Here is a 16577-nt window from a genome sequence, read left to right on the forward strand (position 1 = left end):
TTGCTCAATTTACAGCAACGAATCAGCGGCGTTCTGAGGGATTTATGAAGATCAATCTGCCAGTCAGTCAAACAGAGCATTTCTTACAAGCGGGAAAACCGATTGTAAGCAAGACCGATTTAAAGGGGCGGATTACCTATACCTACGTCAACAGTTCGTTTACTGATATCAGTGGCTTTCATCGTGATGAGTTGCTTGGGGCCAGCCACAATATTGTGCGTCACCCTGACATGCCCGCCGAAGCGTTTGCTGATTTATGGAGAGTGATTAAAACCGGACAACCTTGGCGCGGTGTGGTGAAAAATCGCTGTAAAAACGGCGATTTTTATTGGGTAGAAGCCTATGTCACACCGATCACCGAAAACGGCACGATTACCGGTTATATGTCGGTGCGGACACCACCGAAACGTGAAGATGTGCAAGCGTGCGAGGCGCTCTATCGTGCTGTCCGTGAAAAGCAAAGCACGCTGCCTGCCACACCGCTGATTACTCACGGTCGGACGCGGGTATTTTTATTGGCACAGGCGGTATCGGCTGGGTTGTGTTTTATTGCCTCGCCGTTTTTGCCAGATAGCTGGCAATGGCCGGTCAGTGCATTGGGTTTAACCTCCGTGGTAATTGGCAGTTGGATGATTCACCACCGCTTATTTCAGCCCATTCGCGCTACACGGCAAGCCCTACAGCGGATTACCGAGGGACAACTGACAGAACGGGTTGACCCTGCGTTATATAACCGCTTATCTGGTTTGGCCCTCGATATTGAATCGTTGCGTATCAATTTAAGGGCGACATTTTCTGATGTGGTGTTGTGTGCGCAACGGGTGGAAAGTGAAGCCGATGGCATTCATGCTGAAATGCAGCGTTTGACCAAAGGCTCGCAATGGCAAAGCCAACGGGTGGGGCAGGTCTCGGCAGCGATTGAAGAACTCAGTACCGCCGTAGATGATATTTCGCGCAATACCCAACAGGCGCGGCAGTTGGCTGATGAAACCAATGTGGCGGTGACGCAAGGTAAGCATTGCATGAACGAATGTTTAGACAGTGCCGGCCAGATTCAGCAAGTAGTCGATACCATGCGCGAGCGTATTACCAGCTTGGCTGGGTCGATTAGCAAAATTGCCCAAGTCAGTGACAACATCAAAGCAATTGCTGACCAAACCAATTTATTGGCGCTGAATGCCAGCATCGAAGCGGCGCGGGCAGGTGAGGCAGGGCGAGGCTTTGCGGTGGTAGCGGACGAAGTGCGTGATTTAGCGGCAAGAACCGCCTTGAGTACTAACGATATTACGCATATTGTGAACAGTATTGAACATGAAACAAGATTGGCACTGTCCGCGATGGACGAAGCCAGCGTGTGTGTGAAATCGGATGCACAAAAAGTGCAAAGCAGCAGTGATAGTCTGGATCAAATTGATGCAGCTAATCAACGTGCAGTCAGTCGGATTCATGAAATTGGCGAGCGAGTGTTACAACAAGCTGCCGTATCACATGAGGTAGCCGACAATATGAGTAATTTGAATGCGACGATAGAGGAAGGCACTCAGAGTCTGCGTCGTGTGGGGGATGCGGTGGCCTCGTTAGAGAATGCCGCGCATGATTTACACCGTTTGGTGCAACACTTGGAACGCAACTTGCGTTAACTGCGATACTGGTCACTCTGTGGTGGCCAGTTGGGAATGCCTTACAGGGAGAACCCCATGAAACAGCCTATCGACTCCCGGCCTTCCGCGCCTGTCATGCCGCATCTTTCCTTATCCGGAAAGACGTCGACCCAAGTCGGTTTTACCGCCGCCTTGCACAGCCTGATGCGCGAACGCCACTCTGCAGATGTCATTTTGCCACCGCCTTCGGCTTCGGCATTGATTCCTCAAACTGAAAAAGTGATTGCGATTGGTACCTCTACCGGCGGTACCCAAGCATTAGAAACAATTTTGACCACCTTGCCGGCGGACTGTCCGGGGATTGTGATTGTGCAGCATATGCCGGAACGCTTTACCGGCGCATTTGCCCAACGTCTGAACCAATTGTGCAAAATTGAAGTATTGGAAGCCAAACAGGGTGATCGTGTCCAACGCGGTAGGGCATTGATTGCGCCCGGTGGCAAACACTTGGTGTTGAAACGAATTCAAGGTCAATATACCGTGGATGTGGTCGATGGCCCACCGGTAAGCTTGCATAAACCCTCGGTGGATGTGCTGTTCCGTTCGGTGGCACGTGCTGCCGGCCAAAATGCTTTGGGCATTATTATGACCGGCATGGGTGATGATGGGGCAAATGGCTTGTTGGAAATGCGCCATACGGGTGCGTTTACCTTGGCTCAAAGTGAAAAAACCTGTGTTGTGTATGGTATGCCAAAAGAGGCGGTTAAACGTGGTGCGGCGCGCAAAACAATTGACCTAAATCAGGTAGCGCAAGAGTCGTTGCGGATTTGTCGCGAGGGATGGCGCAAGGAGTCGTAAGCCCCTGCATTAAGCGGCTAAAACGCGGTTGTAGGTGTTGGCGCAATTGTTGCGCATGGTGTTGTAACTGTTCAAAACAAGCACGCTCATCGGGCGTGCTATTTTTTTGCCCATTGTCGGGGCTAATCTCAATCATGCTTAAAGCCTGTTCTGGATCAAGATTTAACAACACTTTTTGCGTGTGATCCGAGTGATTGGCTCGCGGCAGATCGGCGGTTGTGGCATCACAAAGCAAACCATCGATGATATGAGCAAAAGCTGGCTCGAAAGCGCGCATGGGTTGGCCGATGGCCGCCGCGCACAACTGACGAGCGGTTTTTAATTCGGGGATGGCCGATTCGAGCACGACTTGAACAGGGACAACTGTCTGTTGTTCTAACAGTCGTTGGACGATGGAAATAATCTGTTGGCGTAAGGTATTGGCGCTGTTGGGATGGCGATCTAAACAACTGGCGTCATTCAGAATGATTAACAGTGCACCTTGTTGGTGCGTCAGAGAGAGAGGCTGACTGGACGAAGTGGCAAACATGGCAAATCCTTTTTAGGGTGAGCCACCACGACCAGAAACACACATGCCGCCAGTCGCGGCGGCATGGGCTGAGTGTCTAGGGTATCAATTCGTTAACCGTGACGCAGCATGGCCGCCTGTTGGAGGGGCCACCAATAATAAGCGTAAGCGGTGTGGAAACGATTGACAGTATTCATGCCCCCATCAAACCACCGTTTGCTGCTACCTGTCAAGCGTGGCGACTGCCGGTACGAATTTGCGCCGCTAAATTGACTAAAGCAGGTGCAATCACCTCACGCATGTTTTTTTCCTGAAAAGTGAACATCGGTACGCTGGCATTCAGGCTAAACATTTGGCTACTCGGCAGTTGTAACGGTACGCCAATGGCACAGATGTCCGATTCAAACTCACCAAACGAAGCACAGTAGCCATGCTCGACAAAGCTTTGTTGGGCTTGTTGCAGACGGGTGGCAATGTCTGACCATTGTGTGCCATAACGCCCAGCCATTTTGCGCTCCATCGCCTGCCGTGCTTCGCTGTCCAAACTCACATAATACGCCCGCCCAATCGCGGTGGTGGCGATAGGTACCCGTGAGCCAACGGTCAGTTGCACCGAAATGCGCGAACTGCTGCGACAGGTTTCCAGATACACCATATCGATACCATCTGCTGCCGCCAAACTAACCGAGACCTGATGGGTATGGGCGAACTCACGCATCAGTGGTGCGGCATGGGCACGCACATCAAAACTCGATAGTAAGGAAGACGCCAATTCCAACACGCCATAGCCCAAACGGTATAAACCGCTTTCGGTGTCTTGGCGCAGATAACCCAGCTTGATTAGGGTGTAGCACAAACGGGACACCGTTGATTTTGGTAACTGGGTACGCTGGGCCAATTGTTGATTGGATAAGTTGGCATCATCCGCACGAAACGCCGCCAAAATATCCAAGCCCCGCGCCAAAGCCGTCACAAATAAACGGTCTTTTTCAGCTTCATCAGGGATCCCTTCTTCGATCTGCTTATTCATGATTTCTCCTTATTTTTCAACGGCATCAAAAATATTACCTTTATTGAAATTATTGATTTTTTGTTGCACTGCGTCATCAATTTTGTCACAGAAACTCTTTACAGCTTAGCAGGGAAAGGCTATGTTTTGTTCTGCATTGTAAAACAATGTTCCGCTATGTGGAACTAACGCGGTTGCCCGCTTTGCCCTGTTTATTGGAGATAGTTCATGTCGAATGCTCGCCCGTCCTTTCAATGGGAAGACGCCCTGTTGTTAGAAGACCAACTGACTGAAGAAGAACGTATGGTGCGCGATAGCACCTACGCTTATTGCCAAGAGAAGCTGTTAAGCCGTGTCTTAACAGCCAACCGCGAAGAGCGTTTCGACCGTGAAATCATGAGCGAAATGGGCGAATTGGGGCTGTTGGGTTGCACCATCGAAGGCTATGGCTGCGCTGGTTTGTCGCATGTCGCCTATGGTTTGGTTGCCCGCGAAGTGGAACGGGTGGACTCAGGCTATCGTTCGGCAATGAGCGTGCAATCTTCCTTGGTTATGCACCCTATCTATGCCTATGGCACAGATGAACAAAAAGAGAAATACCTGCCGAAATTAGCCACCGGTGAATGGGTGGGTTGTTTCGGTTTGACCGAGCCGGATGCTGGTTCTGACCCTGCCAGCATGAAAACCCGCGCCAAAAAAGTGGACGGTGGTTACATCCTCAAAGGCAGCAAAATGTGGATCACCAACAGCCCTATCGCCGATATCTGTGTAGTGTGGGCTAAAGATGATGCCGATGACATTCGTGGCTTTGTGTTAGAGAAAGACATGAAAGGGCTGTCGATGCCCAAAATTCACGGCAAATTTTCCTTACGTGCGTCCATCACCGGTGAAATCGTGATGGACGATGTTTTTGTGCCAGATGAAAACTTATTGCCGCACGTAAAAGGGCTGAAAGGGCCTTTTGGTTGTTTGAACAAAGCTCGTTACGGCATTGCTTGGGGCGCGATGGGCGCGGCTGAATTCTGCTGGCACGCCGCACGTCAATACACCCTCGACCGTAAACAGTTCAACCGTCCTTTGGCCGCGACACAGTTGGTTCAGCTGAAGTTGGCCAATATGCAAACTGAAATCAGCTTGGGTTTACAAGCTGCGCTGCGCGTGGGTCGTTTGATGGATGAAGGTCGTGCTGCTCCAGAAATGATTTCGCTGATCAAGCGCAATAACTGCGGTAAAGCGCTGGATATTGCACGCATCTCCCGCGATATGCACGGTGGTAATGGTATTGCCGATGAGTTCCATGTGATTCGTCATGTGATGAATTTAGAGGCTGTCAATACCTACGAAGGCACACATGATGTTCATGCGCTGATTTTGGGACGTGCACAAACCGGTATTCAAGCTTTCGCTTAATGCACCGCGACGGTGCACTGAAAACCAATTCGGTGCGCCAAGCAAGTTATTAGAGGAAAATTACGGCTTATTTGCCGTAAGCAGTATTTTTTCACCTGAAATTAGCCGATTTTCAGATGAAATCGCCAAAAAATAACTGGCACGGTTCCTGCAATGCAAGACGGGCCATGATTCACAAAAACCAACGACAACCCGTCGCGCTGATCGGCGTTAGGGGAGGCCAAGCAGAAAATGACGCATCCAGACACCCATGCACCGCATGTACGTTTCATCAATGTTCAAAAAACATATGATGGAGAAACCCTGATTGTAAAAAACCTGAATCTTGATGTGCGCCGTGGTGAATTCCTCACCTTATTGGGGCCGTCCGGCTCGGGTAAAACCACTTCTTTGATGATGTTGGCTGGCTTTGAAACCGCAACCGAAGGCGATATTTTGGTGGGTGGCCAGCGTATTAACCGTGTACCACCGCATAAACGCGGCATGGGCATGGTGTTCCAAAACTATGCTTTATTCCCTCACATGACCGTGGCCGAAAACTTGGCTTTTCCGCTTACCGTACGCGGTCAATCTGGCAGCAATGTCGATGAAAAAGTGAAAAAAGCACTGGATATGGTGCGCCTGACCGCCTATGCCGACCGTCGCCCTGCCCAATTGTCGGGTGGGCAACAACAGCGTATCGCCTTGGCGCGGGCATTGATTTTTGAACCAGAAATTGTGTTGATGGATGAGCCTTTGGGCGCATTGGATAAACAACTGCGCGAACACATGCAGATTGAAATTAAACATCTGCACGAAAAGCTCGGCATCACCATGATTTATGTGACACACGATCAATCCGAAGCCTTGACCATGAGTGACCGCATTGCGGTGTTCAACGATGGTGTGATTCAACAGCTGGCAGCACCGGCGGATCTTTACGAGCGGCCAGAAAACTCGTTCGTGGCACAATTTATCGGTGAAAACAACCGTTTACACGGTAAGGTGGAAGCCCTCTCAGCACAAAGCTGCGATGTGCGATTAACCGATGGTTCGGTGATTCATGCCTTCCCCGTTGTGAAAACACAAGTGGGGGGTGAAGTGAGTCTATCGTTACGTCCAGAGCGTGTGGATGTAGCCGACAAAGCCGAAACCTTAGCCAACTATGCCAATTGTTTTAGTGCCACCATCGAAGAAATCATTTACCTCGGCGACCATTTGCGTGTCCGCGTTGCCTTGTGTGGTCACGATGATTTCATCATCAAAACCCAAAACAATGATCTTGGTTTTACCCCTGAAGCAGGTCAAACGATTTACGTCGGCTGGAAATTAGAAGACTGCCGTGCGCTTGACCTTTTGCAATAACTCGTACGACCCCGCAACCTCAAGAGGAGTTTCATCATGAAAAAGTTGTCTTATTCTGTGATTGCCCTGTCGCTGTTGGCTGCTAGCGGTATGGCAATGGCTGAACAGTTCACCGTGACCACTGGCGGCGGTGCTTATTCTAACAGCATCCGTAAAGCCTACTTTGAGCCTTACATGGCTAAAACTGGCGACAAAATCGTTGAAGATGTGTGGAACAACGAAATGGCAAAAATCAAAGGCATGGTTGAGAAAAAGGCTGTGAGCTGGGACGCAGTCACCATGGAATCGGCTGACGGGATGCGCGGTTGTGATGAGGGGATTTTGGAACGCATCGACAAACTGGTTGATAAATCCAAATTCTTGCCCGGTTCTATCACCCCTTGCTTTATCGGTTCTATCGTGTGGTCGAATGTGTATGCCTACAACGATAAGAAATTTGCCGGTGCGAAACCTTCCACTATTAACGATTTCTTTGACTTGAAGAAATTCCCCGGTGCGCGTGCGATTCGTAAAAATCCAAAAGTGAACATGGAAATTGCACTGATGGCTGACGGTGTGGCACCGAAGGATGTGTATAAGGTGTTGGCCACTAAAGCCGGCCAAGACCGTGCTTTCAAAAAATTGGATAGCCTGAAAGGTAATCTGAAATTCTGGGAAGCTGGCGCGCAAGCACCACAATTGTTGGACTCTGGTGATGTGGTGATGACCACTGCTTTCAATGGTCGTATTTTCGATGCCGCGAAAAACGAGAAAAAACCATTCAAGATTGTGTGGGATGGTCAGGTGTATGACTTCGATGGTTGGAGTATTCCAAAAGGTGCACCGAAAAAAGACGCTGCAATGAAATTCTTGGCCTTTGCTTCACAGCCTGAAGTCATGGCAAATCAATCGAAATACATTGCTTACGGCCCAACCAACAAAGATGCTGTGAAACACATCAGTAAAGAAGTGTTGCAAGACTTGCCAACCAACCCAGAAAACATGAAGAAAGCCTTACCGGCCAGTGCTGAATTCTGGGCTGACCACTTTGAAGAAATCAACACTCGCTTTGTCTCCTGGCTCGCCCAGTAATCCGTCTTAGCGTGGCGGCGGCGCTTGGCCGCCGCACTACGCCGGAGAGTATGTTATGACTGCATCCACTTTGTCTTCTGCCACCAGTGCGCCGTTATCGGAGGGCACTGGGCTTAGCCTTAAAAAGCGTCTAGCGCGTTCAGAACGGCGACGCAAGCTACAAGCCGCGTTGTTGGTGGCGCCTTTGTTGCTGTTTATTTTGTTTACCTTTGCGGCGCCGATTGGCAAATTGTTATGGCGTGCGGTGCATAGCCCTGAAGTGGCCGAGGGCTTGCCAAAAACATCACAGATCATTCAGGCGTGGGATGGTAAAAGTGTGCCGGAGGAGGCCGTTTTTGTGGCTTTGGCACAAGATTTAGACACCGCTTATGCGGAGCAGCGTTTGGCCGTGCCAGCCAAGCGCTTGAACTACGATTCGCCAGGGATGTTGAGCTTGCTGATGAAAGCAGGCCGTAAAGTGGCCAGTTTTGACAGTGAAAACCTGCGGCAACAGTTTATCGATGCTGATCCACGTTGGGGCGAGGTCGAAACTTGGCGAGTGATTCGCAATGCCAGCAGCAGCTATACCGATTTCTTTCTACTGCGTGCCCTTGATCTGACCCGTTCTGCCAGTGGTGAAATTGTGAGTGTGTCGGACGATGAGGCAATTCATCTCGATATTCTCTACCGCACATTTTGGATCAGTGCGCTGGTAACGGCGGCGTGTTTGGCTTTGTCCTATCCCTTGGCGTGGTTACTGGCCAATTTACCCGCTAAAACGGCTAATTTGTTGATGATCTGTGTGTTGCTGCCGTTTTGGACCTCGCTGCTAGTCCGTACGACCGCATGGATTGTGTTGTTACAAAATAATGGTGTTGTAAACCAAGTGATGCAGTTGCTGGGCTTGTTTGATGCGCCTGTGCAGCTGATTTTTAACCGCTTTGGGGTGGTGGTGGCGATGACCCATGTCTTACTGCCATTTATGATTTTGCCACTCTATAGCGTGATGAAGAGCATTCCACCGGTGTATGCCCGCGCTGCAGCCAGCCTAGGGGCCAATCCTTGGACGGTGTTCTGGAAGGTGTATGTACCACAAACTTTGCCAGGGGTCGGTGCCGGATGCTTGTTGGTGTTCATTATGGCGGTGGGTTACTACATCACCCCAGCTTTGGTAGGTGGTCCGCGTGACCAGATGCTGAGTTACTTTGTGGCATTGCATACCAATGAAACATTGAACTGGAGTATGGCCGCCGCCTTGGCCGCTGTTCTGTTTGCCGCAACGTTGGTGCTGTATGCCATCTATAGCCGCCTTGTCGGTGTCAACAACATGAAACTGGGGTAAGAGATCATGGCGCTACCAGATTATGCGGGGATGCCCGAGAAAACGGTGTACTACGGAGTACGAGTGTTATCCGGTTTGGTGTTGTTATTTTTGATCGCACCGATCTTGGTGATTGTACCGTTGTCGTTTAATGCCGAAGCCTTCTTTACCTATCCAATGCCGGGGTTATCGCTGCGGTGGTATCTTGACTTCTTCGGCTCGGCGGAATGGCAACGCGCCTTATACAACAGCTTGTTCTTTGGGATTGCTACCACGCTGTTGTCGATGTTCTTAGGTACGCTGGCGGCCTTGGGTTTGGCACGTCCTGAGTTTCCTTGGCGTGGGCCAGTGATGGCGCTGATTATCTCGCCGATGATTGTGCCGCTGATTATTGCTGCGGTGGGGATGTTCTTGTTCTACGCCGATTGGGGATTGGTCAACACGCGGTTAGGCATGGTGCTGGCACATACTGCTTTGGCGACCCCGTTTGTGGTGATTACCGTGACCGCGACCTTAACCGGCTTTGATGCACGGCTGTTGCGTGCTGCTGCTAGCTTGGGCGCCAATCCAGTGACCACGTTCCGCCGTGTCACATTACCGATGATTTTACCTGGGATGGTGTCCGGCGGCATCTTTGCCTTTGTGACCTCGTTTGATGAGGTGGTGGTAGCGTTGTTCTTGGCTGGTTCGGAGCAACGGACGTTACCACGGCAAATGTGGTCAGGGATTCGTGAGCAACTGTCGCCGACTATTTTGGCTGCGGCAACCCTGTTGGTGTTGTTCTCGATTGCGATGTTAGTGACGGTTGAAATGTTGCGCCGGCGTTCCGAACGCTTGCGTGGTATCAGCCAATAAATGTTTTGAATTGATCTTGATCTGCGGAATCAATCCGCATCCTTCTGTGGAGACTGTTATGCCTAGTAATGCTGAATTAAATGCGCGCCGTCTTGCTGCAACCCCGCGTGGTGTGGGGATTACCACTCAGATTTATGCTGAGCGTGCGAAAAATGCAGAAGTCTGGGATGTAGAAGGCCGCCGTTGGATTGATTTTGCGGCTGGGATTGCCGTGTTGAACACCGGCCATCTGCATCCTAAGGTGCAAGCGGCAGTGGCTGGGCAATTAGAGAAATTCTCACACACTTGCTATCAAGTGTTTCCTTACGAAAGCTATGTTGCCCTAGCAGAAAAACTGAATGCTTTGGCCCCGATTAGCGGTGAGAAAAAAACCTTCTTTGTGACCACCGGTGCCGAAGCGGTGGAAAACGCGATTAAAGTGGCACGCGCTGCTACTGGCCGCCCTGCCGTTGTTGCATTCTCCGGCGCCTTCCATGGCCGTACCCTGTTGACCATGACCCTAACCGGTAAAGTCAATCCGTACAAAAAAGGCTTTGGCCCATTCCCTGCCGATGTCTATCACGTTCCTTACCCAAATAAAGTGCAAGGCGTCAGCGTACAAACCTCGATTCGCTGTTTGGAAGAAATTTTCAAATCGTCGGTCGATCCTGAGCGCGTAGCCGCGATTATTTTGGAGCCGGTTCAAGGCGAAGGTGGCTTTAATGTCGCACCGCCAGAGCTGTTCCGTGAATTGCGCCGGATCTGTGACCAATATGGCATTTTGTTGATTGCCGATGAGATTCAAGCCGGTTTTGCTCGTACCGGTAAGATGTTCGCAACCGAATACAGCGGTGTATCGCCAGACTTGATGACGATGGCAAAATCGTTGGCCGGTGGTTTCCCTCTGGCGGCGGTGGTTGGTCGTGCCGAATTGATGGATGCCCCTGCCCCTGGCGGTTTGGGTGGCACTTATGCCGGTAACCCATTGTCTCTGGCAGCAGCGCTGGCAGTGATTGATGTGATTGAAGAAGAAAAACTGTGTGAACGTGCCTTAGCGATTGGTGAAAAACTGACCTCGCGTTTGGAATCGCTGCGCGGTGCGGTGCCACAGATTGCCGATGTGCGTGGTTTGGGTGCGATGGTGGCGGTGGAGTTTATGCAAGATGGTAAACCGGATGCCGACTTCACCAAGCGCGTGCAAGCCAAAGCCTTGGAAGGCGGTTTGGTATTACTGACCTGCGGTACCTATGGCAATGTGATTCGCTTCTTAATGCCGCTGACAATTGAAGACAGCGTGCTGGAAGAAGGTTTGACCATTCTTGAATCGGCCATGAAATCGGCCTAATTGCCCGCTAGGAGCTGACTATGTTGCTGCAACTACAGCGCCCCGAGTTGTTACGCCAACAGGCCTATATCAATGGCCAATGGTGTGACGCGGCATCGGGCAACACCATTGCTGTTGATAACCCTGCCACTGGTGAAATTATCGCCCATGTGCCTTCTTTGACCGCCGAAGAAACCCGCGCTGCGATTGATGCAGCTGATGCGGCGTTACCGGCTTGGCGGGCAAAAACAGCGAAAGAGCGTGCGACGATTTTGCGCCGCTGGTATGAGCTGATGTTGGCGAACCAAGAAGATTTGGCGCGCTTGATGACGGCGGAACAAGGTAAACCGCTGGTGGAATCGCGTGGTGAAATTGTTTACGCCGCAAGCTTCTTGGAATGGTTTGCCGAAGAAGGCAAACGTATCTACGGCGATATGATCCCGAGTCCATTGGCCGACCGTCGCTTTTTAGTGATGAAACAGCCGATTGGTGTCTGTGCCGCCATCACACCGTGGAACTTCCCTTCGGCGATGATTACCCGTAAGGCCGGCCCTGCTTTAGCTGCTGGTTGCACGATGGTGCTCAAGCCTGCCTCGCAAACCCCTCTGTCTGCTTTGGCTTTGGCCGTGTTGGCAGAAGAAGCTGGCGTACCGGCTGGGGTGTTTAGTGTGGTGACCGGTTCCGCTGGCACCATCGGTAGCGAACTGACCAGCAACCCGACCGTACGCAAACTGACCTTTACTGGTTCGACCGAAGTGGGTCGAGTGTTGATGCGTGAATGCGCTGACACGATCAAGAAAGTGTCGTTAGAGCTGGGTGGTAATGCACCGTTTATCGTGTTTGATGATGCTGATCTCGATGCGGCGGTGGTGGGGGCGTTAGCTTCTAAATATCGTAACGCCGGCCAAACTTGTGTTTGTGCTAACCGTTTGTTGGTGCAAGACGGTGTGTATGACCAATTTGCTGAAAAATTGGCAGCAGCTGTTGCCGGTTTGAAAATCGGTAATGGTTTGGAAGAGGGCATTACCCAAGGCCCGATGATTGATGAAAAAGCCTTGCAAAAGGTGGAAGAACACATCGCCGATGCCAAAGAAAAAGGCGGCGAGGTGATTGCTGGTGGTAAGCGTCATGCTTTGGGTGGCCGGTTCTTTGAGCCGACGATCATCAAGCATGTGACGCCAGCCATGAAGGTGGCAAAGGAAGAAACCTTTGGTCCCTTAGCGCCATTGTTCCGTTTCTCGACAGAACAAGAAGCGCTGGCAATGGCAAACGACACTGAATATGGGTTAGCAGCGTATTTCTACACCCGTGATTTAGGTCGGACTTTCCGTATTTCTGAAGGGTTGGAATACGGGATTGTCGGTGTGAATACTGGCATTATTTCCACCGAAGTGGCGCCATTTGGCGGCATTAAGGCATCTGGTTTAGGCCGCGAAGGTTCCAAATATGGTATCGAAGATTATTTGGAAATCAAATACGTGGCTTTAGCTGGGGTGAATGCTTAAACCCTAAATTGCTTCTCCTTCTGAGTTGAGTGGGTTGTTCCTCACCCGCCCCGTCAGTTCCCCTGACGGCGGGGCGGGTCTTTTTTTGCCTATTTATTACGCAGCAATTGCTGGGAGTAGTGAAAAATGTCTGCATTATCGGGTGTGCGAGTCCTTGATTTATCGAGAGTTTTAGCTGGGCCTTGGGCCAGCCAATTGTTGGCAGATTTAGGGGCAGACGTGGTAAAAGTCGAGCGTCCTAAAGCTGGTGATGATACCCGTGGTTGGGGGCCACCTTTCTTAACTCGCGCCGATGGTTCACAAGGCCCTGCCGCTTATTATCTGTGTGCCAATCGTGGTAAGAAATCGATTACCGTCGATATTACTCAAGCAGAAGGGCAACAGATTATTAAAAAACTCATCGAAAATAGCGATGTGTTAATTGAGAATTATAAAGTCGGTGGTTTAAAAAAATATGGCTTGGATTATGAGTCAGTAAAAGCGATTAATCCTAAATTGGTCTATTGCTCAATTACTGGTTTTGGTCAAACTGGCCCGTATGCTGATCGGGCAGGGTACGATTATATTGTGCAAGGTATGACCGGTTTGATGAGCATTACTGGGCCAGCCGATGGTGAACCGCATAAAGTCGGGGTGGCTGTCACCGATTTATTCACCGGTTTATATGCCAGCAATGCCATTTTAGCCGCCCTGCACGCCCGTCAGAGCACCGGCGAAGGACAACATATCGACGTTGCACTATTCGATTGCGCCCTCGCTACACTGGCTAACGTCAATATGAATTATTTGATTGGTGGACAAACCCCACCGCGTTTGGGCAATGCTCATGCTAATATCGTACCCTATCAGGTGTTCCCGACATCGGATGGGCATTTTATTTTGGCGTGTGGCAATGATGCACAATTTGCCCGTGTTGCAGAGTTGGTTGGTGCGCCGGAATGGGCGCAAGATCCGCGTTTTGCTACCAATGCCGCACGGGTGCAACATCGTGAAGCGTTAACGCCGATGTTGGCTGAGCGTTTCCGGCAACGGACACGTCAAGATTGGCTGACCGCGTTAGACGGCGCGGGTGTGCCCGCAGGGCCGATCAATACAGTCGATGAGGCGTTTGCCGATCCACATTGTATTGCGCGGCAAATGCGGCGTGATTTGGTGGCAGCAGATGGTACTGTGGTACCACAGGTGGCCTGCCCTGTGCAGCTATCGGGTACGCCAATCGAGTATCAAAACCCACCGCCAGAATTAGGACAACATACTGAAGAAGTGTTAACTGCCTTGGGTTGGGATGGTGCAGCGCAAAGAAAACTGCAGCAATGTGGTGCGATTTAAACGCTCGTTTGACTAGTTTGCGATTAACATGCACCATTCTGTCCATCTCGAACGCATTAACATCGCTCTTGTGTAAAAGGAGTTAGCGTGCAACGCGAATATATGGAATACGATGTGGTGGTTGTTGGCGGCGGCCCTTCTGGCTTAGCCACAGCAATTCGCTTGAAACAATTGGCAGCGGCAGCCGATCGTGAACTGAGTGTGTGCCTGTTAGAAAAAGGCTCGGAAATCGGTGCGCATATTCTGTCTGGTGCTGTGTTAGAACCCACCACGCTTAACGAACTGATTCCTGACTGGAAAGAAAAGGGCGCGCCCCTCAATACCCCAGCACAGGATGACCATTTTCTGTTTTTAACAGAGAAAAAAGCCTTTGAATTGCCCACTCCGCCACAGATGCACAATCATGGCAACTACATTATCAGCTTGGGCAATTTCTGCCGCTGGTTAGGGCAACAGGCGGAAGAACTCGGCGTTGAAATCTATCCGGGTTTCGCTGCGGCTGAAGTGTTGTATGACGACACTGGCGCGGTGAAGGGCGTGGCGACAGGCGACATGGGCTTAGACCGCGAAGGTCACCCAACTGATGCTCACCAAGTGGGGATGGAGCTGTGGGCCAAGCAAACCATCTTTGCCGAAGGCTGTCGTGGTTCTTTGACCAAAACACTGTTTGATCGCTTTAAACTGCGTGATGGTGCGGATCCACAAACTTACGGCATTGGCATCAAAGAACTGTGGGAAGTCCAACCCGAGAAACATCACCCCGGTAAAATTACCCATACCACCGGCTGGCCGATGGACAACAACACCTATGGCGGCTCTTTCCTCTATCACTTAGAGGATAATCAAGTCGTTGTTGGTTTTGTGATTGGTTTGGACTATCAAAATCCACATCTGTCGCCGTTTGACGAATTCCAACGCTTTAAGACACACCCAGCCATTCGTGATGTATTCGAAGGCGCTCGCCGTATTTCCTATGGTGCACGGGCTTTGTCCGAAGGTGGTGTGCAATCGTTACCTAAACTGACGTTCCCAGGCGGTTTGTTGGTTGGTGATACCGCTGGTTTCCTCAATGTGCCGAAAATTAAAGGTACGCACACGGCGATGAAATCGGGGATGTTGGCGGCCGAGGCAGTGTTCGATATGCTGAGCCGCGAGTCGTTGGAGAACGAAGCAACGTCTTACACCGAAGCCTTCAAGGCGAGCTGGTTGTTTGATGAGCTGTGGAAAGTGCGCAATGTGCGTCCTTCCTTCCGTTGGGGGCTGTGGGGCGGCATCATGTATTCCGCCATCGACACTTATATTTTCAACGGCCAAGCACCGTGGACATTGCATCACTTGCACGCCGACCATGAGTGTCTGAAAAAAGCCAAAGACATGCCAAAAATTCACTATCCGAAACCGGATGGGAAAATCAGCTTTGATAAGCTGTCGAGCGTGTTTATTTCAAACACCAATCACCGTGATGATGAGCCGGTGCATTTGCGTTTGAAAGATAGCAGTGTTCCAATTCAGATCAATTTGGCACTGTATGACGCACCAGAGCAGCGTTATTGCCCTGCTGGGGTGTATGAAATTGTGGGACGTGAAACGGGCAACCCCCGTATGCAAATCAACTCACAGAACTGTGTTCACTGTAAAACCTGTGACATTAAAGACCCAACCCAGAATATCAACTGGACAACGCCAGAAGGCGGTGGTGGCCCGAACTACCCGAATATGTAAGCCGCTAGCACCTTAATAAACAACGCCCTGTTATTATGCAGGGCGTTGTTGTATTTGCGCTTGGTTGTTCTATGGTGTTGGTTAGGTGTCAAAAATATCTTCTAACCGCTGTACCTGCGCTAACGAAATGCCCCATTGCTGTAATTGTTCTGGCGTCGCTGTCCGTAACCGCGACAACACCCAATCGGGTAATGGCTGGCCAAACTTTGTTTCGATCATGCTGCGGAGAAATATTTTCATGCCCTCTTCACGACCTTTTTGAATGCCTTCTTCTATGCCTTCTTCCCGTGCCGTAATAATGTCGGTGTTGTAATCCCACACGGCACGTTGCCGTGCGATGGCGCGCAGTTGTTCCTCTTTGGTTTGACTGAGCGTTTCTAAAGACCGTAAAGCGGTGACCACCGGTGTATGAGTCAGCTGTGCCATGATGTGTTGCTCCTGCCAATGTTCAAACAGATCGATGTAACGGTCAAATTTTTTCGGACAGAGAGATAGGTTGTTTCTTTGCCATATTCTGTTCGTAGACAGCTGGGGGCAAATAACCCAGAGTTGAATGCAATCGCAGGTTGTTGTAGAACGTCACGATATAATCAGCGATATCGCGGATAGCCTCGTTGTGGTTGGCGTAGTCGCGTTGCCAGACGCGTTCCATCTTCAGATTGAGGAAGAATCGCTCCATGACGGCGTTGTCCCAACAATTACCCTTGCGGCTCATGCTCAGTCGTAACCCGTGCTGTTGCAGCAAAGCCTGATGGGCTGTGC

General features: G+C 50.7%; 15 protein-coding genes. 11 read left to right on the forward strand and 4 right to left on the reverse strand.

All coding sequences use genetic code 11. The features are described from left to right. Nucleotides 1–44 precede the first annotated feature (44 nt). On the forward strand, nucleotides 45–1640 hold the full coding sequence (locus G465_RS0105845) for a methyl-accepting chemotaxis protein (protein ID WP_022653543.1): 1596 nt from the start codon (nucleotides 45–47) through the stop codon (nucleotides 1638–1640). A gap of 57 nt (nucleotides 1641–1697) precedes the next feature. Then, nucleotides 1698–2459, forward strand: a complete 762-nt coding sequence (locus G465_RS13700; RefSeq protein ID WP_245556758.1) for a chemotaxis protein CheB — start codon at nucleotides 1698–1700, stop codon at nucleotides 2457–2459. Here G465_RS13700 and G465_RS15745 read toward each other — a convergent pair. Together G465_RS15745 and G465_RS0105860 are read right to left on the reverse strand one after the other, a co-directional pair. Further along, nucleotides 2365–2988, reverse strand: coding sequence for a hypothetical protein (locus tag G465_RS15745; protein WP_155846501.1), 624 nt, complete (start codon nucleotides 2986–2988; stop codon nucleotides 2365–2367). The two genes, G465_RS13700 and G465_RS15745, sit on opposite strands and share 95 nt — an antisense overlap. Nucleotides 2989–3196: 208 nt before the next feature. Beyond that, nucleotides 3197–3997 carry an IclR family transcriptional regulator gene (locus G465_RS0105860; RefSeq protein WP_022653546.1) on the reverse strand — a complete coding sequence of 267 codons (801 nt, stop codon included), beginning with the start codon at nucleotides 3995–3997 and terminating at the stop codon, nucleotides 3197–3199. Between the two features lie 207 nt (nucleotides 3998–4204). On the opposite strand from G465_RS0105860, the gene G465_RS0105865 reads away from it, so the two are divergent. The 9 genes from G465_RS0105865 to G465_RS0105905 all read left to right on the forward strand — a co-directional run bounded on the left by G465_RS0105865 (nucleotide 4205) and on the right by G465_RS0105905 (nucleotide 15815). Beyond that, nucleotides 4205–5386, forward strand: coding sequence for an acyl-CoA dehydrogenase (locus G465_RS0105865; RefSeq protein ID WP_022653547.1), 1182 nt, complete (start codon nucleotides 4205–4207; stop codon nucleotides 5384–5386). A gap of 231 nt (nucleotides 5387–5617) precedes the next feature. Next, nucleotides 5618–6730: an ABC transporter ATP-binding protein gene (locus G465_RS0105870; protein ID WP_022653548.1), complete on the forward strand. Its 1113-nt coding sequence runs from the start codon at nucleotides 5618–5620 to the stop codon at nucleotides 6728–6730. A gap of 36 nt (nucleotides 6731–6766) precedes the next feature. Continuing rightward, entirely contained in the window at nucleotides 6767–7801 is a 1035-nt protein-coding gene (locus tag G465_RS0105875) for an ABC transporter substrate-binding protein (RefSeq protein ID WP_022653549.1), read from the forward strand. A 55-nt stretch (nucleotides 7802–7856) separates the two neighbouring features. Then, complete coding sequence (locus G465_RS0105880; protein ID WP_022653550.1) at nucleotides 7857–9122, forward strand: ABC transporter permease; 1266 nt, start codon at nucleotides 7857–7859, stop codon at nucleotides 9120–9122. Between the two features lie 6 nt (nucleotides 9123–9128). Then, nucleotides 9129–9956: an ABC transporter permease gene (locus G465_RS0105885; protein WP_022653551.1), complete on the forward strand. Its 828-nt coding sequence runs from the start codon at nucleotides 9129–9131 to the stop codon at nucleotides 9954–9956. A 58-nt stretch (nucleotides 9957–10014) separates the two neighbouring features. Further along, nucleotides 10015–11280, forward strand: coding sequence for a 4-aminobutyrate--2-oxoglutarate transaminase (gene gabT, locus G465_RS0105890; protein ID WP_022653552.1), 1266 nt, complete (start codon nucleotides 10015–10017; stop codon nucleotides 11278–11280). Nucleotides 11281–11303: 23 nt separating this feature from the next. After that, entirely contained in the window at nucleotides 11304–12764 is a 1461-nt protein-coding gene (gene gabD / locus G465_RS0105895; protein WP_245556759.1) for an NADP-dependent succinate-semialdehyde dehydrogenase, read from the forward strand. 126 nt (nucleotides 12765–12890) lie between these two features. Continuing rightward, nucleotides 12891–14093: a CaiB/BaiF CoA transferase family protein gene (locus G465_RS0105900; RefSeq protein WP_022653554.1), complete on the forward strand. Its 1203-nt coding sequence runs from the start codon at nucleotides 12891–12893 to the stop codon at nucleotides 14091–14093. Between the two features lie 102 nt (nucleotides 14094–14195). Beyond that, complete coding sequence (locus G465_RS0105905) at nucleotides 14196–15815, forward strand: electron transfer flavoprotein-ubiquinone oxidoreductase (protein WP_027405222.1); 1620 nt, start codon at nucleotides 14196–14198, stop codon at nucleotides 15813–15815. Between the two features lie 81 nt (nucleotides 15816–15896). Here the strand turns inward: G465_RS0105905 and G465_RS0105910 are convergent, their stop codons facing one another. Together G465_RS0105910 and G465_RS0105915 are read right to left on the reverse strand one after the other, a co-directional pair. Beyond that, nucleotides 15897–16241, reverse strand: a complete 345-nt coding sequence (locus tag G465_RS0105910) for an RpnC/YadD family protein (RefSeq protein ID WP_022653556.1) — start codon at nucleotides 16239–16241, stop codon at nucleotides 15897–15899. A 43-nt stretch (nucleotides 16242–16284) separates the two neighbouring features. Then, a partial coding sequence (locus G465_RS0105915; protein ID WP_022653557.1) for an integrase core domain-containing protein occupies nucleotides 16285–16577 on the reverse strand: 293 nt, incomplete at its 5' end.

Source organism: Aquaspirillum serpens DSM 68 (assembly GCF_000420525.1).
Taxonomy (GTDB): domain Bacteria; phylum Pseudomonadota; class Gammaproteobacteria; order Burkholderiales; family Aquaspirillaceae; genus Aquaspirillum; species Aquaspirillum serpens.

Coding starts and splice junctions, on each gene's coding strand:
- G465_RS0105845 (WP_022653543.1), top strand. CDS start 45: ATGAAGATCAATCTGCCAGTCAGTCAAACAGAGCATTTCTTACAAGCG.
- G465_RS13700 (WP_245556758.1), top strand. CDS start 1,698: ATGAAACAGCCTATCGACTCCCGGCCTTCCGCGCCTGTCATGCCGCAT.
- G465_RS15745 (WP_155846501.1), bottom strand. CDS start 2,988: ATGTTTGCCACTTCGTCCAGTCAGCCTCTCTCTCTGACGCACCAACAA.
- G465_RS0105860 (WP_022653546.1), bottom strand. CDS start 3,997: ATGAATAAGCAGATCGAAGAAGGGATCCCTGATGAAGCTGAAAAAGAC.
- G465_RS0105865 (WP_022653547.1), top strand. CDS start 4,205: ATGTCGAATGCTCGCCCGTCCTTTCAATGGGAAGACGCCCTGTTGTTA.
- G465_RS0105870 (WP_022653548.1), top strand. CDS start 5,618: ATGACGCATCCAGACACCCATGCACCGCATGTACGTTTCATCAATGTT.
- G465_RS0105875 (WP_022653549.1), top strand. CDS start 6,767: ATGAAAAAGTTGTCTTATTCTGTGATTGCCCTGTCGCTGTTGGCTGCT.
- G465_RS0105880 (WP_022653550.1), top strand. CDS start 7,857: ATGACTGCATCCACTTTGTCTTCTGCCACCAGTGCGCCGTTATCGGAG.
- G465_RS0105885 (WP_022653551.1), top strand. CDS start 9,129: ATGGCGCTACCAGATTATGCGGGGATGCCCGAGAAAACGGTGTACTAC.
- gabT (WP_022653552.1), top strand. CDS start 10,015: ATGCCTAGTAATGCTGAATTAAATGCGCGCCGTCTTGCTGCAACCCCG.
- G465_RS0105900 (WP_022653554.1), top strand. CDS start 12,891: ATGTCTGCATTATCGGGTGTGCGAGTCCTTGATTTATCGAGAGTTTTA.
- G465_RS0105905 (WP_027405222.1), top strand. CDS start 14,196: ATGGAATACGATGTGGTGGTTGTTGGCGGCGGCCCTTCTGGCTTAGCC.
- G465_RS0105910 (WP_022653556.1), bottom strand. CDS start 16,241: ATGGCACAGCTGACTCATACACCGGTGGTCACCGCTTTACGGTCTTTA.